Here is a 20,364-nt window from a genome sequence, read left to right as displayed (position 1 = left end):
GACCGATACGATCACAGCTGATTCCGTGATGAGAACCGCCAAGTTCGGCCTCGGCGCCGTCGTGCGCCACCGCATCTATCCCTTCCGCGGCATCGTCTTCGACATCGACCCGGTGTTCGACAACACCGAGGAATGGTGGCTGGCGATTCCCGAGGAGGTCAGGCCGCGCAAGGACCAGCCGTTCTACCACCTGCTCGCCGAGAATGCGGAGAGCGAATACGTCGCCTACGTGTCCGAGCAGAACCTCGTCACCGACACCTCCGGGGAGGCGCTCCGCCATACCGGCATCGCCGAGGTCTTCGAGCGCGGCGCCGATGGCAGCTACCGGATGCGCGGGGCTGCCCACGCCAACTGAGACCCCACCGGGGCGGTCGGCGCCCGGAGACGGGCCCGGGAGACAGACCGGTGAAACGAAACGAGGCCGGGCAGCGCGCCCGGCCTCGTTTCGTCTGGGGTGCCGGCCGCGCCGGCGGCCGGCAGCGTCGCGATCCTCAGGGCTTCGGCGCGGCGGCCGGCGCACCGGCGGCCGGTGCGGCGCCGGCGGCGTTCTGCTGCTCGAGCTTCTTGCGCATGTCCTCGCTGCGCTTCTCCAGCTCCGCCTGCAGCTTCTTCTGCTGCTCCTCGAGCACCTTCGGGTCGATGGCCGGGCCGTCGAAGGCCTTGCCGAAGCCGGTGATCGGCACCGCGAAGGTGACCTCGCGCTGGGTCTGGTTCTGGACGCTGACGTTGAGGGTGGTGCCCTTCTTCATCGCGGTGACGAGCTCGGGACCGACATTGCCGGCCTCGGCGAAGCAGCCGTTGGGGAAGCACACGGCGAACTTGCCGGCGGTGCCCTGCTGTCCGTCGATGGTGAAGCGGATGCCCGGCTGCAGCAGCAGGCCGAGGGGCAGCAGGTAGCGGATCACCCGCACTTCCTGCTTCTGGGCGGCGTTCTTCATCTCGTAGACGGCGACCGCGAGCACCGGCTGGCCCTGGTCGGAGACGAAGTCGCGGGTGGTGTAGCAGACGTCGGTGCCGCTGGCCTGGTCCTTGCCGCAGACCTTGGTCCATTCCGTCTGGGCCGGATCGGACTTCACGTTGACGATCTGCGGGCCCGTCTGGGCCGCCCCGGTGGGCGCGGCGGCCGGGGGCGGCGTCGGCGCGGGGGCGGTCGGGGCCGGCGCAGCCTTGCCCTTGCTGCCCTGCGCGAGAGCCGGTCCGGCAACCCCCGCCACTCCGGTAAGGCCCGCCAGGGCGAGGAACGCGGCGACGCGCAGCGGGCGCGCGGGACGGTTGGCGAAGAACATCAGCTCTGACCCCTTAAGATGACGGCGTAACGGATTCGGCTCGCGGGATGCGCCTCGAAGCTAGGGCGCGGATTCGCATCGAACGGTTCGGACTTCAAGGGCGCTTCCGGCGTTCGGAGGTCCGTTCGGCCCCTGCCCGGCGCATTCATCGCACCAGGCCGGCCGGACAGGCATCCTTCGACCGAGATCGCTTCGAAGCCGACATCCCCCTGGGCCGAGATCATGACTGGACCGGGATCGCAGCGGTGCAGCGGATGAGATCCTCCGCCACCGCGCGGCAACCCGCGGACCGCGCCCTCGACGGCGCAGTCCCGTCCCGACGACAGGGCGGCCTGCTTTCCCCCCGAATGCGGCGAAGACATGACACCACGGCCGTGGCCGGGGGCTGAGGCGGCACCGGGGTTAAGCCGGACTTAACCCTAAGCGCCCATGAACGAGGGGTCGCGGGAGTCAGCGTACGTGCCGGCGCAGCAAGCAGCCCAGTTCCAAGCCTCCCATCTCCTGGACTCGGTCCGGGCGGGAATTCCCCTGTCCCAGGCCAGCCGCCGCATGGCCGGCGGGCCCGGGCCCGGGCTCGGCCGTCCGCCGGCCCTGGTCGGGTCCGGGGCCACGCCGGGCAGCCCTGGGGGCGCGTGGCCCGACAGCGCGCGGGTTCCGCCCCGGGCGCAGCGCCTCTGTACCCTCCTGGCCGGGACGGCCCATGCCCACCCCCATCGCGTCGCCTTCGTCGATCCGCCGCACAAGCCCCTGTGGAGCGGGCGGCCCGCCATCACCTGGACCTACGCGGCGGCGGCCGAGATCGTGGCCCGCCTCGCCAACGGCCTGCGCAGCTGGCGCCTGGCCCCCGGCAGCCGCATCGGCCTCGCCCTCCCGGGCAGCTCCGAGAGCTTCCTCGCCTACCTGGCCGTGGAGGCCGCCGGCCACATCCCCTGCCTGCTGCCGCTGAGCCTCGACGAGGAGGGGCTCCTCGCCGCCGTGCAGCACGCCGCGCTCCCGGCGGTCATCACCCAGACCCGGTTCGGCCCCCTCGCGCTCGCCGACCGCCTCTGCCGGGTCGCGGTCCGGTATTTCGGGCTGCGCTACCTCGCCGCCTTCGGCCCGGACGTCCCGGACGGCGTGATCAGCCTCGACGCCATGGCCCTCGACCAGGCGGGCGGCCCCTTCGCCCCCGGGCCCGGCGGCCTCATCAGCTTCACCGCGGGCAATCCCGCCCATCCGGTCCACCGCAGCGGCGACGCGCTGCTCGCGGCCATCGCCGTCTACCTCGTCACCACCCGAGTCCAGCCCGGGGACCGCATCCTCAGCCTGGTGCCGCAGAGCGATCTGCGCGGCCTCGTCACCGGCCTCGGGGCGGCCCTCGTGGCGGGCGCCGGCCTGGAGACGCTGCCGGTGTTCGAGGCCCGCAGCTTCGCCGACGCCCTCGACCGGCCGCTGCCGACCCGCCTCGTCGTTCCGGCGGCGCTGGAGCGGAACCTCGCCGCCAGCCGCCTGCCGCGGACGCTGGAGGCCATCGTCCTCGCCCATCGCGCCCCCGGGCGCCTCGGTCCGCGCACCCTGGCCTCGGAGCCCCATCGTCCGGTCATCGACGTGGTCGCCTTCGACGAGACCGCCCTCCTGGCCGGTGCCCGGGAGGCCAACGACGTCGCGCTGGCGCTGACCCATCCCGAGCGCGCGCACCTGTTCTCGACCCTCATGGCCCTGCGGCGCGACCCGGACGGGCACCTCGCCTTCCGGGGCCGGGCCTGCCACGCCGAGCCGTTGCAGCGCGATATCCTGATCCCCGAGACGGTCGATGCCTGGGCGCCCTCGCCCTTCGCCGCCGGCGTCGAGGACGACCGCACGCTCGCCATCCGGCGCGCCTGAACGGCCCGGCGTCCGGGCTTCCGGCCGGGGCACCGGGCTGCCCCCCGGCGCGCGGCCGCGGCGCCCGCCGCCGGTCCGCGATTGCGGTGCCGAAGGCCGGATTGCCGATTCGCCGGAACGGGTTGCGCCGGGCGCGCCCGGTCCGGCCCCGTCGCATGATGCGCCGCACCGAGTCGGTTCATCCGCCGCTCAGGGATCCGGCGGCACGGTCACGTTCGGAACGTGGCCGGCGAACCAATCGCCCTCCATGTGTGTTGTCACACGGGTCTCTTTCCAAGGTACGAAGGATGGGCTAGCACTGATGCTCATGGGTGCGCTGCAACAAGTTCTCGTTGTCGACGATGGCCATCGCGCCATCGATCATTCGCTCGCCGCCGAGCTCGCGGAGCTCGGCTACGCTAGCGTCACCGCCTCGCTCGAGGCGGCGCATGACGTGCTCGCGGTCATCGCGCGCCCGGCCGCCATCCTGCTCCAGGCCTCCTCCCGGCGCGATCCGGCCTATGCCCAGCTCTCCGAGCGCCTGCGCGAGCAGATGCGCCAAGCCGGCATCCCGGTCATCGTCGTCGACGAGACGATGGGCCGCCGGTCCGGTGCCTGCATCGACCTGCAGAGCCAGATCGGCCCCTACGTGCTGAACCAGCCTGACCTCTGAGGGGGCGGTCGAAGAGACCGTCCCAACCTCTTCTCTTCCTTGCGAAAAGGGCGTGCCGGCGGCGCGCCCTTTTCGCGTTCAGGCCCCCGCGCTGCCTGCGTTCCCCCCGGGCTAGGCCGCCTTCTTGCGCCGGGCGATGGTGGACAGGCTGCGCAGGATCGTCGTCGTCACCTTCAGGCGCTCCGGGATGGTGTCGAGCTCGCGGATGAAGACGATGCTCATGTCGGGCCGCACCTTGGCGAAGGAGGCCTGCTCGGCCACGTAGGCCACGAGCCCCTGCGGGTTGGCGAAGGCCTTGTCGCGGAAGTGGACGACGACGCCCTTCGGCCCGGCCTCGACCTTCTCCACGTTGGTGTCGCGGCAGAGGATCTTGATGGTGACGATCTTGAGGAGCTGCTCCACCTCCGGCGGCAGCGGGCCGAAGCGGTCGATCAGCTCGGCGCCGAAGCTCTCCATCTCGGCGTCGTTCTCCAGGGTCGAGAGCCGGCGGTAGAGGCCGAGGCGGACGGTGAGGTCCTCGACGTAGTCCTCCGGGATCGTGACCGGCGCGCCGAGCGCGATGGTGGGCGACCAGGCCTCCTCCACCGGCTCGTCGATGCCGGCCTTCAGGGCGGTGACCGCATCCTCCAGCATCTGCTGGTAGAGTTCGTAGCCGACCTCCTTGATGTGGCCGGACTGGGCATCGCCGAGCAGGTTGCCGGCGCCGCGGATGTCGAGGTCGTGGGAGGCGAGCTGGAAGCCGGCGCCGAGGGTGTCGAGGGTCTGGAGCACCTGCAGGCGCTTCTCCGCCTGGACCGTGAGGGTGCGGTTGGCCGGGGTGGTGAACAGGGCGTAGGCCCGGGCCTTGGCGCGGCCGACGCGGCCGCGCAGCTGGTAGAGCTGGGCCAGGCCGAACATGTCGGCCCGATGCACGATGAGCGTGTTGGCGGTGGGAATGTCGAGGCCGGATTCGACGATGGTGGTCGACAGCAGCACGTCGAACTTGCCCTCGTAGAAGGCCGTCATCACGTCCTCGAGCTGGCCCGCCGCCATCTGGCCATGGGCCACCGCCACCTTGGTCTCGGGCATCTCCTGGTCGAGGAAGCGCTTGACCTCGGCGAGGTCCTCGATGCGCGGGACGACGTAGAAGGACTGCCCGCCGCGGTAGCGCTCGCGCAGCAGGGCCTCGCGGATCAGGAGCGGGTCGAAGGGCGTCACGAAGGTGCGCACGGCCAGGCGGTCCACCGGCGGCGTCGCGATGATCGAGAGCTCGCGCACCCCCGTCATGGCGAGCTGCAGGGTGCGGGGGATCGGCGTCGCCGAGAGGGTGAGCACGTGCACGTCGGCCTGGAGCGCCTTGAGCCGCTCCTTGTGGGCCACGCCGAAATGCTGCTCCTCGTCGACGATGATGAGGCCGAGATCCTTGAAGGCGACGTTCTTGGCGAGCAGGGCGTGGGTGCCGACCACGATGTCGACCGTACCGGCGGTCAGGCCGTCGCGGACCCGCTTCATCTCGGTGCTGGAGACGAAGCGCGACATCTGGGCGACCTCCACGGGCAGGCCCTTGAAGCGCTCGGCGAAGGTCCGGTAGTGCTGGCGGGCCAGGAGGGTGGTGGGCACCACCACCGCCACCTGCTTGCCACCGAGCGCCCCCGCGAAGGCGGCGCGGAGCGCCACCTCGGTCTTGCCGAAGCCGACATCGCCGCAGACGAGGCGGTCCATCGGACGGCCGGCATTGAGGTCGGTGAGCACCGCGTCGATGGCGTTGGCCTGGTCCTCGGTCTCGTCGAAGGCGAAGCGGGCGGCGAACTCGTCGTAGAGCCCCTCCGGCGCGTGCAGGCGCGGGGCCTGCCGCACGAAGCGCTCGGCCGCGACCCGGATGAGCTGGCCGGCCATCTCCAGGATGCGCTTCTTCATCTTGGCCTTGCGGGCCTGCCAGGCGCCGCCGCCGAGCCGGTCGAGGGCCACCTCGGCATCCTCCGAGCCGTAGCGCGTCAGGAGCTCGATGTTCTCCACCGGCAGCAGCAGCAGGCCGCCGGCATACTGGATCTCCAGGCAATCGTGCGGCGCCCCCGCGGCCGTCACGGTCTTGAGGCCGACGAAGCGGCCGATGCCGTGGTCGGCATGGACCACGAGGTCGCCGGGCTGGAGGGCCTGCACCTCCAGGATGATGTCCTGGGGGCGCTTGGCCTTGCGCTTCTGGCGCACCAGACGGTCGCCGAGGATGTCGCCCTCGGAGATCACCGCGAGCCGGTCCACGACGAAGCCGGATTCCAGGCCCCAGACCGCGACGGCGACGTCGGTGCCGCGCTTCAGGGCGTTCACCGCCGCGAGGGTGTTGATGGCAACGGGCTTCTTCAGGCCGTGATCGGCCAGCACCGAGCAGAGCCGGTCGCGCGAGCCGTCGGACCAGGAGCCCAGGATCACGTGATGACCGGATCCCTGGAGGTCCTTCACGTGGGCGACGGCCGCGTCGAACACGCTGGCGGCCTCGTCGGCGCGCTCCGCGGCGAAGCTGCGGCCCTGGCGGCCCTCGCAGTCGATGGTCGCCCGGTCCGGATTCTCGGGCATCGAGAACGGCGAGAGCCGGGCGACGGAGGCCGCCGCGACCCGGTCGCGCCACTCGTTGGGGGTGAGGTAGAGGGCCGAGGGCTTCAGGGGCTTGTAGGGGGCGACCCCGGGGGACGGCGCCTTCATGGCCTCGGCGCGGGCGTCGTAATAGTCGCGGATCAGGGTCAGGCGCTCGCCCGCCGCCTCGTCCACCTGGGCGTCGAACACCATCGGCACGCCGGCCACGTAGTCGAACAGCGTGTCGAGGTGGTCGTAGAACAGCGGCATCCAGTGCTCGAGGCCGGCATAGCGCCGGCCCTCGCTGATGGTCTCGTAGAGCCGGTCGTCGCGGTTGGCCGCGCCGAAGGCCGAGAGGTAGCCCTGGCGGAAGCGCCGGATCGTCTCGGTGGTGAGCTGCACCTCGCTCATCGGCACGAGGTCGAGGGAGCGCAGCTGCCCGACGGTGCGCTGGGTCTCGGGGTCGAAGGCGCGGATCGATTCCAGGGTATCGCCGAAGAAGTCGAGGCGGATCGGGTTGGGCAGCCCCGGGGGCGACAGGTCGAGGATGCCGCCGCGCACCGCGTACTCGCCCGTATCCCGCACGGTGCCCGTGCGCAGAAACCCGTTGGCCTCGACCCAGGCCGTCACGGTGTCCATCGGCACCACGTTGCCGATCGCCGCCGAGAAGGTCTCGGTCGCGATCTTCTCCCGGGGCGGCACCTTCTGAATCAAGGCGTTGACGGTGGTGCAGAGGATGCGGGGCTGCTCCTCCGAGGAGCGCGAGCGGGCGAGGCGCGACAGGGCCGTCATGCGCTGGGCCGCGATGGCGCCGTTGGGCGAGACCCGGTCGTAGGGCTGGCAGTCCCAGGCCGGCACGCTCAGCACCTCGATCTCGGGGGCGACGAACTTCAGGGCGCCGGCGAAGGCGGCCGAGCGCCCGGAATCGCGGGCGACATGCACCAGCACCGCCGGCCCCTCGACGTCGCGGCTGAGGGCCCGGGCGAGATCCGCCACGACCACCGCGTCGAACCCCTCCGGCACGTTGGCGAGCGTCGGGCTGTCGCCGCGCTTCAGCGCCTCCAGGGCCCGGGCGAGGGCGCCGGATTTCGGCAGGGCGAAGCGCGCCGTCTGGGGTTTCGCCGCGGGCGCGGGAGCTTTCGGTTGGGGTTTGGCCATCGGGTCGGGGTTTTGCACTCGTGCTGCGCCGGGTCGGACCCCGGCGGGTCCGTCCGGCTTCGTTCGTCTGAAGGACCGCCCCGGACGCGAACCGGGGGGAAGCGATGCGCGGGACCGGACCGCGGGACCGGACCGTATGTAACCGTGGGCCGGCTCCTTACCAGACCCACGCGACGGCGTACCGGCATCCACGCGACGGCGTACCGGCGTTACCGCACCCCACCGCGTTGATCCAGCGCGGGGGCCTCTTCCTCTCCCCCCCTGCGGGAGAGGGTGGCCCGCGAAGCGGGTCGGGCGAGGGGGGCGCGTGATCCGGACAGGTCGCCCCTCTCCCGCCTGCTCCGCAGGCACCCTCCCCCGCAACGGGGGGAGGGACGGAGCCCCCTGCCCCAGGCCTTTCACCCGCGCCTTTTCCCACGCGGCTTCACCCCCGCGCGCGGTTCCGCGCCGGGGGCATGGCCCAAATCGATGCGCGGACGGGGACGCGGGACGCCGCGGAACCCAGTGTTGCGCTTCAGTGATGTGCCGGTTCCCCGGCGTCCCGGGCTCCGGCGTCGCCGCCGGGGCCGTTGGCGTCGCGGTGTCTCCGACGGGGCTCGCGCTGGCGCTAAGTTCGGCGGGTTCTGGGGAGACCCCGCACGCTTCGGAGCGAGCCTTCGTCGCACGCCGCCTCGTCATGGGCGGCGCCGCAGCTTCTTCCCGCTGACCCAGCGACGGGTCGGACGGCGGGGGCATTTCCTCCCCCGGCGCGCCGCCCTGTGCCGAGCCGGCGGTCATAGCGAGCCGTCGCCCGGGGCGGCAGCGACCGAAGCCACCGACGCGGGCACCGCCCCGCCGCCCTTCAGCCCGCCCGGTCGGTCTCCGGTCAGGCTCCCGATTCGTTCGGGCGGCAGGTGCGGGGATAGAGACACGAATTAGGAATATTGTCAAGATTTTTCGGACGCCCGAACGCTGGCCCGGCTCCGGGCCCCGCCGGGGCGCGGGCCCCCGATCGGTTGCGGCCCCGCGCGCGCCGAGCAACGCCGGGGTTTCGGTGCGGCACCCCGGCTCTCCGTCGCCCTCCAGGGACGCCCCTTCTCGTCAAGGTTGGAACCTTGCCAGCAACTCGGCCAGCAACTCGGCCAATAACTCCGCCGCGAACTCGACCAGGGACTCGCCTGTAAGCTGTTTCGGGTTTGCTTAATGGAAAGCGACTAAGACGAGCGTGGATGCGGGATACGCATCGCGGGAACCTCTCCGTGCCGTTCTTCGACACCGATCTGCGCGCGCTGATGGCCGCCATCGACAGATCCCGGGCCCGCATCGAGTTCACCCCCGACGGCACGGTGCTCACCGCCAACGCCCTGTTCCTCGACCTGATGGGCTACACCCTCGCCGAGGTGACGGGACAGCCCCACGGGCGCTTCGTCTCCCCCGAGGAGCGGGCGAGCGCGGCCTATCGCGCGTTCTGGGAGGACCTGCGCCGGGGCACGCCGCAGACGCGCGCGTTCAAGCGCTTCGCCAAGGACGGCCGCGCGGTCTGGATCCAGGCCACCTACAACCCGGTGCGCGATCGCGCCGGGCGCGTGACCCGGGTGGTCAAGCTCGCCACCGACGTCACCGCCGAGGTCCTGCGCGCCATCGACCATGACGGGCAGCTCGAGGCCCTGCAGCGCTCCCAGGCCGTCATCGCCTTCGCCCTGGACGGCACCATCCTGGAGGCCAACGCCAATTTCCTGGCCGCGGTGGGCTACGGCCTCGACGAGGTCCAGGGGCGCCATCACGGCCTGTTCGTCGATCCGGACGAGCGCGCGGGGGACGCCTACCGGGCGTTCTGGGCGGATCTCGGCCGCGGCGAGTTCCGCTCGGGCGAGTTCAAGCGCATCGCCAAGGGCGGCCGCGAGATCTGGATCCAGGCCACCTACAACCCGATCCGGGACCGGGACGGGGTGCCGGTCAAGGTGGTCAAGTTCGCCACCGACATCACCGCGCAGAAGCGGCTGGTGGCGGACGCGACGGCGCAGCTGGCGGCGGTCAACCGCTCGCAGGCGGTGATCGAGTTCGCCCCCGACGCGACGGTCCTCGACGCCAATGCCAACTTCCTGAAGGCCCTCGGCTACGGGATCGAGGAGATCCGGGGCCGGCCGCACGCCCAGTTCGTCGAGCCCGGCTACGCCCGGACGGCGGAGTATGCCGCCTTCTGGGACCGCCTGCGCGCCGGCCGCTTCGCCTCGGGCATGTTCCAGCGCGTCGGCAAGGGAGGCCGGCCCGTCTGGATCCAGGCCAGCTACAACCCGATCTTCGATCCCGCCGGCCGCCTGACCAAGATCGTCAAGTACGCCACCGACGTCACCGCCAACATGACGGCGCGCTCGGTCGCGGTGGAGGCCGCCGAGCGCACCCTCGACAACGTCCAGGCGGTCACGGATGCGGCCGACGTCATGAACGCCGCCGCGCTGGAGATCTCGCGCAGCATGGCCCAGTCCAAGACCGTCGTGGACGACATCCACGGCCGGGCCGGGGAGGCGGATGCCGCCACCGAGCGGCTGCGCGGCGCGGCCCAGGCGATGAGCGGCGTCGCCACGATGATCACGGACATCGCCCAGCAGATCAACCTGCTGGCCCTCAACGCCACCATCGAGGCGGCCCGGGCCGGCGAGGCCGGGCGCGGCTTCGCGGTGGTCGCCTCCGAGGTGAAGAACCTGGCCGGCCAGGCCGCCGCCGCCACGAACCGGATCAGCCACGAGATCGCCGGGATGCAGGCGGTCTCCAGCGAGGTCGCCACCACCCTGGCGACGATCACGGCGGCGGTCGGCACGATCAGCCGGCACGTCGACGGCGTCACCGCCGCGATGGACGAGCAGGCGCAGGCCACGGGCGCGATCCTGTCCAGCATGCAGCAGGCGGCCGACGGGGTGTCGCGCATCAGCACGGGCCTGGACGACTGGACCATCGGGATGGAGGAGCGGCGCACCGCGCGACGGACGCGCGTGCTCCTGCGCGCCGCGATCCACCTGCCCGACGGCGCGCGGATCGCCTGCTCCATCCGCGACCTGACGGAGGGCGGCGCGCGGCTGCAGCTCGGCCAGCCGGCCCAGGTGCCGGATCGCTTCGCGGTGGTCGTCGCGGCGGATGGACGCCGGTTCGACTGCGCCGTGCGGCATCGCTCCGGCACCGGCCTGAACGTGCAGTTCCTGGCCGCGGCCGACGGACGACCGGCGGCGCACGCCCAGGGCCGCTGACCGGCAATCCGTCCCGGCACGGACCTTCATCGAGACGAAACTTGGGCCGGCACGAAATTCGGGCTGCGACGGACCCTGCCGGCCCGCCGCGGAGGCGGCGCGGGCGGCTCAGTCGACGCGGACGGCCAGCTTCATCGTCGGGTGCACGCCGCAGAGGACGAGGAAGTCGCCCCGCTGCGGGAACACCATCGTGGTGCGGGTGCCGGGGGCCTGGTCGCCGAAGTCCCGGCGGACGCCGTCGGCCTCGATATAGGCGTGGTGGACGGCCGTCGCGTCTTCGTTGGACAGCACGATGGACCCGCCGGCCTGCAGGGTGACGGCCTGGAAGCCGAACTGTCTGGCCTTCTGGATGACGATGCCGGCGACGTCCGACGCCTGGGCGTAGGCGTGAAGGCATCCGAGACAACAGGCCAAACCTGCCGCATACGCGAAAACGCGCCGCTTGATCACGGATCCCATCACACAGGCCTGAGCTATATTTATAGCGTTTGTTCTCCTGCGCACAGTAGAACCCGAACGTTTCAAAAGCATTGCGCCCTTGATCCTATCGGAAATTTGAACGGGCTTGGTTGATTCGAGGTAGAAGATCTCGGACGTTTTTTGGGTATCGGCCCTGACGTTCGAGGGTCTCCGGGCTGCCCCGATGCGCGACGGCCCGGAAACGCCCGTCGCGTCCGGACCCGGCGGCGCGGCCGCGGACCGGGCTCCCTAGTGGATCGGCGCGTCGTGCTTGTGGAAGGCCTTGAGGCGGCGATAGACCGGCGTGTCGTAGTTCGCGGGCGTCGGGTCCTCGCCGGTGAGCCAGCGGAACAGGTCGCGGTCGGGCACCTCGATCAGGGCCTCGAAGGTGGCGAGCTCCTCCTCCGTGAGGGTGCCGATCTCGGCATCGGCGAAGCGGCCCATGATCAGGTCCATCTCGCGGATGCCGCGGTGCCAGGCGCGGAAGAGGGTGCGGCGGCGGCGCGGATCGAGGTCGGCGCTGGTGCGGGTGGTGCCGGACATGCGGTCAGCCTGTGATGCTGTGATCCCGGGATGCCGTGATCCAAGGATCGGAGGATCGTCTGGATCGTGGCAGCCCCGGCCCGGCCCCGATGCGTCATCCGTCGCGGGACCAAGCCTTCCGGTCGGTATATAGAGGCAGCGGCCCGCGCCGCCATCCCGCCCATGCGCGGGGCGGGGTCCCGCGCCGTCCGAGACCACCCGGGTCCCGCCCCCCGCCTCCGGGTTCCCCTTCCGCCCGTTTCCCGCCCCCGAGCCGCATGACCGAGCCCGCGTCCCGCCAGCCCCTGCTCCGCCCGAGCGTCCTCGATGCCCTCTTCGCGCCCGCGCGCGGCCTGCCCGGCATCGGGCCCAAGATGGCGCCGATGATCGAGCGCCTGCTCGGCACGCCCGAGCAGCCGGCCCGGATCGTCGACCTCCTGTTCCACCTGCCGCAGGGCGGCGTCGCCCGGCGCCTGATGGGCTCCATCGCCGAGGCGCCCCCCGGCGAGCCCGTGACCCTGGGCGTCACCGTGACGGGCTACCGGGCGCCCCAGCCGGGGGCGGGGCGCCGCCCCTTCCGGGTGCTGGTGGAGGACGCCACCGGGGACATCACCCTGGTGTTCTTCGGCATGCCCCAGGCCCGGGTCGAGAAGATGCTGCCCCTGGGGAGCCACCGCTACATCACCGGGCGCATCGACCTCTGGGACGGGCACCGCCAGATGGTCCATCCGGCCCGCATCGTCGACGAGGCGGGGCTCGCCGCCCAGCCCACCGTCGAGCCGATCTACGGCGCCACCGAGGGCCTGACCTCCCGGGCGATCTCGAAGCTGGCCCATGCGGCCCTGGAGCGCCTGCCGGTGCTGCCCGAGTGGCTGGACCCGGCCTGGATGGCCCGCGAGGGACTGCCGGCCTTCGCCGACGCCCTGCGGGCCGAGCACCGGCCGGAGGTGGCCCCGCCCCCCGTGCCCGAGGGCGGCGGCGCGCCCCCGCGCTCCCCGGCCCGGCGGCGCCTGGCCTACGACGAGCTCCTGGCCTCGCAGCTCGCCCTCGCCCTGATGCGGGCCCGCAACCGCCGGGCCCCCGGCCGGGCCAATGCGGGGGACGGGGCCCTGAGCGGCCGGATCGAGGCCGCCCTGCCCTTCGGGCTGACGGGGGCGCAGCGGCGCGCGGTCGCCGAGATCCGGGGCGACCTCGCCTCCGACCGGCGCATGCTGCGCCTGCTCCAGGGCGACGTCGGCTCCGGCAAGACCGCGGTGGCGCTGCTCGCCATGGCCTCGGCCGTGGAGGTCGGGCGCCAGGCGGCCCTGATGGCCCCCACCGAGATCCTGGCGCGCCAGCATTTCGAGCGCCTCGCCCCCCTGGCCGCGCCCCTGCGCCTGCGCCTCCTCACCGGGCGCGACAAGGCCTCGGAGCGCCGCGCCACCCTGGCGGCGCTCGCCGCCGGGGAGGTCGACATCGTGGTCGGCACCCACGCGCTGTTCCAGGACAGCGTGGTCTTTTCCGATCTCGGCGTGGCCGTGGTGGACGAGCAGCACCGCTTCGGCGTGCACCAGCGCCTGGCGCTGGGGGCGAAGGGCGCGGCCGTCGACATCCTGGTGATGACGGCGACCCCGATCCCCCGCACCCTGGCGCTGACCTGCTTCGGCGACATGGACGTCTCGGTGCTCGACGAGAAGCCGGCCGGGCGCCAGCCCATCGCCACCCGCCTCGTCTCCACCGACCGCCTCGACGAGGTGGTGGCGGGCCTGGGGCGGGCGCTGGCCGCCGGCGACCGGGTCTACTGGATCTGCCCCCTGGTGGCGGAATCCGAGTTCGTCGACCTCGCCGCGGCCGAGGAGCGCTTCGGGGACCTGCGCCACAGCTTCGGCGACGCGGTCGGGCTGATCCACGGCAAGATGCCCGGGCCCGACAAGGACGCCGCCATGGAGCGCTTCCAGCGGGGCGAGACGAAGATCCTCGTCTCGACGACCGTCGTGGAGGTCGGCGTCGACGTGCCGGAGGCCACCATCATGGTCATCGAGCATGCCGAGCGCTTCGGGCTGGCCCAGCTCCACCAGCTCCGCGGCCGGGTCGGGCGCGGCGCCAAGGCCTCGAGCTGCCTCCTCCTCTATCGCGGCCCCCTCGGCCAGGTCTCGCGGGCCCGCCTCGAGATGATGCGCGAGACCGAGGACGGCTTCCGCATCGCGGAGGAAGACCTGCGCCTGCGCGGCGAGGGCGAGGTGCTGGGCACCCGGCAATCGGGGATGGCCGCCTTCCGCCTCGCCAGCCTGGAGAACGACGCCGAACTGCTCCAGGTGGCCCGCGACGACGCCCAGCTCGTGGTCCAGCGCGACCCCGGCCTGAAGAGCGCACGCGGCCAGGCGCTCCGGGTGCTGCTCTACCTGTTCGAGCGCGACGCGGCGATCCGCCTGCTCGGGGCGGGCTGACCCCGTCCCGGTCAGGCGTCGATTTCAGGCGTCGATCTCATGCATCGATCTCACGCATCGATCTTGGGCGGGTCCCCGTGGGTCGCCCGCAAGGAGGCCGCCATGGCCTGGAAGCGCGCCTGCGGATCCTTGGCATGGGCGTCCCGCGCCCCCGGATCTTCCGGCTGGATCACGCCGGCCGACATCACCAGCTTGGCCGCGTCGTCGACGCTCATGGCGATCTCCACGATGTCGGTGCGGGGCAGGTAGAAGAAGAAGCCCGTCGTGGGGTTGGGGGCGCAGGGCAGGAACACGCCGACATGGTCGCCCCCCGGCGCCAGCGCGGCCTGCACGTCCGGGGCGGCCGGCGCGGACAGGAAGACCACCGACCAGGTGCCCTTCACGGGGAATTCCACGAGGCCGACGGTGCGGAACGAGGTGCCGTTGGCGGAAAACAGCGTCTCGAAGATCTGGCGCAGGCCCTTGTAGAGCCCCGAGATCACCGGGGTGCGGGCGAGCAGCACCTCGCCGAACTCGACGACGCTGCGCCCCACCAGGTTGGCGGTGAGGAAGCCCAGCAGCGTCACCGCCACGAAGGCGATGAGGAGGCCGAGGCCGGGAATCGAGAACGGCAGGTAATGGTCGGGCAGGTAGCTCGCCGGCACCAGGGGCTTCACCCAGCCGTCGATGAGGCTGATGAACCACCAGGTCAGGTAGATCGTGATGGCCAGCGGCCCCGACACGATGATGCCGGTGAGGAAGTAGGTCCGCAGGCGGCCCCGCGCGCTCACCCGCGGGCGGGCGCCGGCCTCGGGTTCGGGTGGGGGGAGCGTCGGGGGAAGGGTGGGCGCCACGGATGCACTTTCGGCCGGGGGGACGGCGTCTCGGAACGCCGCTGCTCGGACCGCCCCTGCCCCGCGCGCGGCGCGGAGCCGGGGGTCCGGCAAGCTTGGCCCCGTCGCAAGAGGTAGCCCCTGCGCCCCCGCGGCTCAAGACCGCGTCCGCGCGCCCCAGGCGACGGGCCGCGTTGCGGTGCCGCCGCCCGGGGGCCTATGGAGGAGCCCATGACCGAGAAGCTGACGATTCGCGCCCTGTGCGACCTGGGCCTCATTCCCGCGACCGAGGTGACGGCGGCCGTCGACGCCTACATGGCCGACCCGATGGCACCCCCCTACGTGTTCGGGGCGGGCTACCGGCTCAACCTCGGCAAGGCGATCCGCCGCCATCCCGGCGCCAACGACTTCGTCCTGCGCAGCGGCGCCGGTCCGCAGCTGAAGCGCCCCTTCGTCGAGGCGGCGATCTGGGAGGCCCGGCCCGACCGGGGCTGAGCCGCCCGACCGCCCGGGGGCTCAGCCGCCCAGGATGGTGGCGAGGACCTGCCGGGCGCGCGCGAGGTCGGCGCGGGCCTCGGCCTCGGCGGCCTCCGCCTGGGCCAGCCGGTGCACGGCGTGCATCAGGGGCGAGCCCCGGGTCAGGGCGGAGAGCGCCGCGACCGAGGCGGGATCGACCGCGGCGAGGTGGCCGACCTCCCCGAGCAGCAGGGCGATGCGGTGCTCGCAATGCGCCTGCGCGACACCCTCAGGGCAGGTGCAGGTAAAACGCACGCCGCGCGCGGTCTTCGTGGCCTCCATCCGGTACGTGCCGTCGCCGTCGGGGCTCGACACGGAGAAGATCAGCGAGGTCATCGGCGCTCCTGTTCGCGCTACGGCTCCGGAGGACAGCAAAGGTCCGGCGCCTCTTCTACGGCGGGTTCGGATTCAACGCACCCACATGTGCGCCCACTTGTCATGACACGGCCCAGGGACCACATCACATCTTCTGGAACATATCAGGAACGTGGCCGTAGGTCACGGCCCGCGCCCGGCTTCCCGGGCAGTCCTGGCGAGAAGGCCCGATGAGAACGGCGGACAAGCAGATCGCGGACATCCTGGTCCGCTACGGCGAACCCTTCGGCGGCAACGTCTGGCGGGTGCAGGGCACGGCGGTGATCTACCACCGGACCCTGGAGCGCATCGCCGCCCAGGCCGGCATCCGCTTCGACCCGCCGACCCTGGTGCGGGCCGAGCGCGACGAGGCCGTGATCCTGGTGACCGGTCGGATGGCGGGGGCGAAGGCCGGGACCGAGCGGGTCGAGTGGTCGATCGGCGAGGCCCTGGTCAACGTGAACTACCGGGTCTCGGGCAGGCAGGCCGGCTACGTCTACGCCATGGCCGAGAAGCGCGCCAAGGACCGGGTGATCCTCAAGCTCCTGGAGCTGCACGGCCTCGTCTATTCCGAGGAGGAGGCGGACGAGTTCCGGGCCGGCCCCCCGGCCGCGATCCAGGCCGTGGACGACGCCTTCGCGGAATCCGACCCGTTCGACGCGGTGACCGAGGCCGAGGCCGACCTGAAGCGCCGGATCGACGACCGGGACAGCATCGACGCCGTCACCGACCTGATGCTCGACGCCGAGACCCAGCAGGTGCTCGCCGGGATGCCGCCGGGCACCCGCGACGAGGTCCGCGACTATGCCCGCGCCCGCCTCGTCGCCCTGGGCTGGCCTCCCAAGAAACCCGGCCGCCGCGCGGCCTGAGCCAAGAAACCCGGCCGCCGCGCGGCCTGAGCCAAGAAACCCGGCCGCCGCGCGGCCTGAGCCAAGAAACCCGGCCGCCGCGCGGCCTGAGCCAAGAAACCCGGCCGCCGCGCGGCCTGAGCCAAGAAACCCGGCCGCCGCGCGGCCTGAGCCAAGAAACCCGGCCGCCGCGCGGCCTGAGCCAAGAAACCCGGCCGCCGCGCGGCTTGAGCCAAGAAACCCGGCCGCCGCGCGGCTTGAGCCAAGAAACCCGGCCGCCGCGCGGCTTGAGCCAAGAAACCCGGCCGCCGCGCGGCCTGAGCCAAGAAACCCGGCCGCCGCGCGGCCTGAGCCAAGAAACCCGGCCGCCGCGCGGCTTGAGCCAAGAAGCCCGGCCGCCGTGCGGCGGCCTGACCCCCAAAACCCGGTCGCCGCGCGGCGGCCTGATCCAGGAAACCGTGACGCAGGGCCGGTGGCGTGAACAGGATGATCCGCCCGGGAGATCTCGAACCGCAGGCCGGCGCGGCGTCCCGTCGCCGGGAGCCCGGGGACACCCTCGCGGGCACCATCGAGCGCGTCACCTTCCACAACGCCGAGACCGGCTTCTGCGTGCTCAAGGTCCAGGCGGCGGGCAAGCGCGACCTGGTGCCGGTGATCGGGCACGCCCCCGCGATCGCGCCGGGCGAGTGGATCGCCGCCTCGGGCCGCTGGACCTCCGACCGCCAGCACGGGCTGCAGTTCCGGGCCGAGACCCTGCGGGTGACGCCGCCGACGGGCCGCGAGGGCATCGCGCGCTACCTCGCCTCCGGGCAGATGCGGGGCATCGGCCCGGCCATGGCGGAGCGCATCGTCGCCCTGTTCGGCGCCGACACCTTCGCGGTGATCGAGGCGGAGCCCGGCCGCCTGACGGAGGTGGCGGGGATCGGCCCCAAGCGCGCCGCCCGCATCCTGCGCGGCTGGGCCGAGCAGAAGCTGGTGCGGGAGATCATGATCTTCCTGCACGCCCACGGGGTCGGCACCGCCCGGGCCGTGCGCATCTTCCGGACCTACGGCCGCGACGCGATCGCGGTGATGACGCAGGACCCCTACCGGCTCGCCCGCGACATCCGCGGCATCGGCTTCCGCACCGCCGACGCCATCGCGATGCGCCTCGGCCTGGCCCGGGAGGCGCCGCAGCGCCTGCGCGCCGGGGTCACCTTCGCGCTCCAGACCGCCACCGACGAGGGCCATTGCGGCCTGCCCACCGAGCGCCTCGTGGCCCTGGCCCAGCGCCTGCTCGAGGTCGAGCCGGACCTGATCCGCCTCGCCATCGCGCTCGAACTGCGCGGCGCGGACGTGGTGGCGGACACGATCGCGGTCGGCAGATCCGGGCCCGAGACGTCCGGGTCCGAGACCTGCCTGTTCCTCAAGGGCCTGCACGGGGCCGAGCGCGCCATCGCGGACCGCCTGATCGACCGCCGCGACGGGGCCCCGCCCTGGCCCGCCATCGACCTCGCCCGGGCGATCCCCTGGGTCGAGGCCCGCACGGGCAAGACCCTGTCGCCCTCGCAGGCCGCCGCCATCGGCACGATGCTCGCGAGCCGGCTCTGCGTCCTCACCGGTGGCCCGGGGGTCGGCAAGACCAGCACGCTGGATTCGCTCCTGCGCATCCTCGTCGCCAAGGGCGTGCGGGTGCTCCTCGCCGCCCCCACCGGCCGGGCGGCCAAGCGCATGACCGAGCAGACCGGGCTCCCGGCCAAGACCCTCCACCGGCTGCTGGAGGTCGACCCGGCCCGGGGCGGCTTCGCCCGCGACGCCGACAACCCCCTCGCCTGCGACCTCCTCGTCGTCGACGAGGCCTCGATGATCGACGTCCCGCTGATGAACGCCCTCCTGAAGGCGGTGCCGGAGCGGGCGGCTCTGCTCCTCGTGGGCGACGTCGACCAGCTGCCCTCCGTGGGCCCGGGCCAGGTCCTGGCCGACCTCATCGCCTCGGAGCGCGTCCCGGTCGCCCGCCTCACCGAGGTGTTCCGCCAGGCCGCGGCGAGCCGGATCGTCGTCAACGCGCACCGCATCAACCGCGGCCTGATGCCGGAGGCGGTGCCGCCGGTGCCGGAGGCGGTGCCGGAGGGCGCGTCCCCGGACGCGGCGGCGGATTTCTACTGGATCGCGGTGGACGATCCCGAGATCGGCCTCGCCCGGCTGATCGAGGTGGTGACCCGGCGCATCCCCGCCCGCTTCGGCCTCGACCCCCTCCGCGACGTCCAGGTGCTGACGCCGATGCTGCGCGGGGTGCTGGGCAGCCGCAACCTCAACCACGAACTCCAGCGGGTGCTGAACCCGCCCCCCGAGACGGCGGTGGAGCGCTTCGGCTGGCGCTTCACGCCCGGCGACCGGGTGATGGAGACCCAGAACGACTACGACCGCGACGTGTTCAACGGCGATCTCGGCCGGGTCGTGCGCCTCGAGGCCGAGGACCAGGCGGTGATCGTGTCCTTCGACGGGCGCGAGGTCGCCTACCCGTACGGCGAGCTCGACACCCTCGTGCCGGCCTTCGCCACCACCATCCACAAGAGCCAGGGCTCCGAGTACCCGGCCGTGGTGATCCCGATCGTGAACCAGCACTTCACCCTGCTGGCGCGCAACCTCCTCTACACGGCGGTGACCCGGGGCCGGCAGCTCGTGGTGCTGGTGGGCCAGCCCCGCGCGATCCGCACGGCCGTGTCGGGGCGCCGCCAGGCCCGGCGCTGGACCAAGCTCGGCCAGTGGCTGCGCGAGCGCGGCTAGGGGCGGCGGGCCCGCGAGACGGATGGTCAGGGGCGGCGCACGGCCAGCAACGCCGGCGCTGCCGGGCTCGTCGGCAAGCTCTGCCGCAGGTCCGCGTCAGAACGCGCCGGGGCGGATTCTTGATGAGAACAAAAGAAGAACTTATATGGGCGGAACGACGTTGCGCGATCCGGCCGCGAAGACCGGACAACAGCCCCGGCGAGGATCCCGACAGGGACGGGTCGGGCATCGGAGGCCCGGCCATGACTGTCCTGCGGAAGCCCCGTTCCCAGTACCGGTTCCACTGCACCGACGGCCACGTGGCCATCATCGACCCGACGGGCGTCGCGCTCGCGGACCCGACCCAGGTCCGCTTCCACGCCGCGGAGGTGGCCCTGCACGCCATGGAGCGGGTGGGGGCCGGGCTCGACTGGTCGGACTGGATCGTCGACGTTCACGACGCCCAGGGCCGGCGCGTCCTCCTCCTCGCCTTCCGCGAGGTCCTGCCGCTGGCCAAGGCCGCATGAATTCGGGCGGCAAGAATTCGGGCGGCATGAATTCCGGCGGCAAGAATTCGGGCCGCACGCAGATCGGCCGCCCGGGGGCGGCGAGGTTCGAAGACGCGACGCAGACGAGGAAGCACCCATGCGAGGCATCATGACGAAGGGCGCGGCGAAGCGGGCCGCCTACACGATCGAGACCCTGTCCTACAGCAGCACCCGCCTCGTCCGGCTCGGCGGCCGGAAGGTGGCGATCCTGTTCCCGCCCCTGGATCCGGACGGGCCGTACCAGCTCTATCCCCATCCCGACACGTTCCGGAGCCTGACCTTCGCGGGGCTTCCCGCGCCCCTGCGCCCGGAATTCATGGCCTTCGATTCCCTGGCGGCCGTGGAGGCCTTCCTCGGCATCCGCGCCGCCGCCCCGGCGCCGGACGCCCTGCCGCTGGCGGCCTGAG

16 protein-coding genes are annotated in these 20,364 nt (G+C 72.5%); 10 read left to right on the top strand and 6 right to left on the bottom strand.

Features of this window, described 5'->3' with window-relative positions; translation table 11 throughout:
• Positions 1-28: 28 nt before the first annotated feature.
• Entirely contained in the window at positions 29-355 is a 327-nt protein-coding gene (gene hspQ / locus AC1MGR_RS13880; protein WP_244472571.1) for a heat shock protein HspQ, read from the top strand.
• A 136-nt stretch (positions 356-491) separates the two neighbouring features.
• Here the strand turns inward: hspQ and AC1MGR_RS13875 are convergent, their stop codons facing one another.
• Positions 492-1,286 (bottom strand): invasion associated locus B family protein, encoded by a 795-nt coding sequence (locus tag AC1MGR_RS13875; protein ID WP_108036267.1) that lies wholly within the window; start codon positions 1,284-1,286, stop codon positions 492-494.
• Positions 1,287-1,745: 459 nt separating this feature from the next.
• Between AC1MGR_RS13875 and AC1MGR_RS13870 the strand changes: the two genes are divergently transcribed.
• Together AC1MGR_RS13870 and AC1MGR_RS13865 are read left to right on the top strand one after the other, a co-directional pair.
• Positions 1,746-3,149 (top strand): AMP-binding protein, encoded by a 1,404-nt coding sequence (locus AC1MGR_RS13870; protein WP_480231965.1) that lies wholly within the window; start codon positions 1,746-1,748, stop codon positions 3,147-3,149.
• A 307-nt stretch (positions 3,150-3,456) separates the two neighbouring features.
• Entirely contained in the window at positions 3,457-3,801 is a 345-nt protein-coding gene (locus tag AC1MGR_RS13865) for a hypothetical protein (RefSeq protein WP_108036403.1), read from the top strand.
• A gap of 111 nt (positions 3,802-3,912) precedes the next feature.
• Here the strand turns inward: AC1MGR_RS13865 and mfd are convergent, their stop codons facing one another.
• The gene (gene mfd, locus AC1MGR_RS13860) at positions 3,913-7,506 is read right to left on the bottom strand and encodes a transcription-repair coupling factor (protein ID WP_480231964.1); all 3,594 of its coding nucleotides are present in this window, start codon (positions 7,504-7,506) and stop codon (positions 3,913-3,915) included.
• A gap of 1,271 nt (positions 7,507-8,777) precedes the next feature.
• Here mfd and AC1MGR_RS13855 point away from each other — a divergent pair.
• Positions 8,778-10,727, top strand: coding sequence for a methyl-accepting chemotaxis protein (locus AC1MGR_RS13855; RefSeq protein WP_480234798.1), 1,950 nt, complete (start codon positions 8,778-8,780; stop codon positions 10,725-10,727).
• Positions 10,728-10,835: 108 nt separating this feature from the next.
• Here AC1MGR_RS13855 and AC1MGR_RS13850 read toward each other — a convergent pair whose 3' ends face one another.
• Both AC1MGR_RS13850 and AC1MGR_RS13845 read right to left on the bottom strand, forming a co-directional pair.
• Complete coding sequence (locus AC1MGR_RS13850; RefSeq protein WP_146180472.1) at positions 10,836-11,177, bottom strand: cupredoxin domain-containing protein; 342 nt, start codon at positions 11,175-11,177, stop codon at positions 10,836-10,838.
• Positions 11,178-11,435: 258 nt separating this feature from the next.
• Positions 11,436-11,729 (bottom strand): FAD assembly factor SdhE, encoded by a 294-nt coding sequence (locus AC1MGR_RS13845; RefSeq protein WP_108036275.1) that lies wholly within the window; start codon positions 11,727-11,729, stop codon positions 11,436-11,438.
• Between the two features lie 257 nt (positions 11,730-11,986).
• On the opposite strand from AC1MGR_RS13845, the gene recG reads away from it, so the two are divergent.
• Entirely contained in the window at positions 11,987-14,134 is a 2,148-nt protein-coding gene (gene recG / locus AC1MGR_RS13840) for an ATP-dependent DNA helicase RecG (RefSeq protein WP_480231963.1), read from the top strand.
• Between the two features lie 50 nt (positions 14,135-14,184).
• Here the strand turns inward: recG and AC1MGR_RS13835 are convergent, their stop codons facing one another.
• Positions 14,185-14,967: a DUF502 domain-containing protein gene (locus AC1MGR_RS13835; RefSeq protein ID WP_108036279.1), complete on the bottom strand. Its 783-nt coding sequence runs from the start codon at positions 14,965-14,967 to the stop codon at positions 14,185-14,187.
• Between the two features lie 210 nt (positions 14,968-15,177).
• Here AC1MGR_RS13835 and AC1MGR_RS13830 point away from each other — a divergent pair, with 210 nt between their 5' ends.
• Positions 15,178-15,441 carry a hypothetical protein gene (locus tag AC1MGR_RS13830; protein ID WP_108036281.1) on the top strand — a complete coding sequence of 88 codons (264 nt, stop codon included), beginning with the start codon at positions 15,178-15,180 and terminating at the stop codon, positions 15,439-15,441.
• A 21-nt stretch (positions 15,442-15,462) separates the two neighbouring features.
• On the opposite strand, the gene AC1MGR_RS13825 is transcribed toward AC1MGR_RS13830, so the two are convergent.
• Positions 15,463-15,798: a hypothetical protein gene (locus AC1MGR_RS13825; protein WP_108036283.1), complete on the bottom strand. Its 336-nt coding sequence runs from the start codon at positions 15,796-15,798 to the stop codon at positions 15,463-15,465.
• Between the two features lie 209 nt (positions 15,799-16,007).
• On the opposite strand from AC1MGR_RS13825, the gene AC1MGR_RS13820 reads away from it, so the two are divergent.
• The 4 genes from AC1MGR_RS13820 to AC1MGR_RS13805 all read left to right on the top strand — a co-directional run bounded on the left by AC1MGR_RS13820 (position 16,008) and on the right by AC1MGR_RS13805 (position 20,363).
• The gene (locus AC1MGR_RS13820; protein WP_480231962.1) at positions 16,008-16,685 is read left to right on the top strand and encodes a trna delta -isopentenylpyrophosphate transferase; all 678 of its coding nucleotides are present in this window, start codon (positions 16,008-16,010) and stop codon (positions 16,683-16,685) included.
• Between the two features lie 465 nt (positions 16,686-17,150).
• Positions 17,151-19,430 (top strand): SF1B family DNA helicase RecD2, encoded by a 2,280-nt coding sequence (recD2, locus tag AC1MGR_RS13815; RefSeq protein ID WP_480231961.1) that lies wholly within the window; start codon positions 17,151-17,153, stop codon positions 19,428-19,430.
• Between the two features lie 242 nt (positions 19,431-19,672).
• The gene (locus AC1MGR_RS13810; RefSeq protein WP_108036289.1) at positions 19,673-19,936 is read left to right on the top strand and encodes a DUF6894 family protein; all 264 of its coding nucleotides are present in this window, start codon (positions 19,673-19,675) and stop codon (positions 19,934-19,936) included.
• Between the two features lie 118 nt (positions 19,937-20,054).
• Entirely contained in the window at positions 20,055-20,363 is a 309-nt protein-coding gene (locus AC1MGR_RS13805; protein WP_480231960.1) for a hypothetical protein, read from the top strand.
• The last annotated feature ends 1 nt before the right edge of the window (position 20,364 follow it).

It is taken from the genome of Methylobacterium sp. BI1 (assembly GCF_056680125.1).
This window is presented reverse-complemented; position numbering and strand designations above follow the sequence as displayed.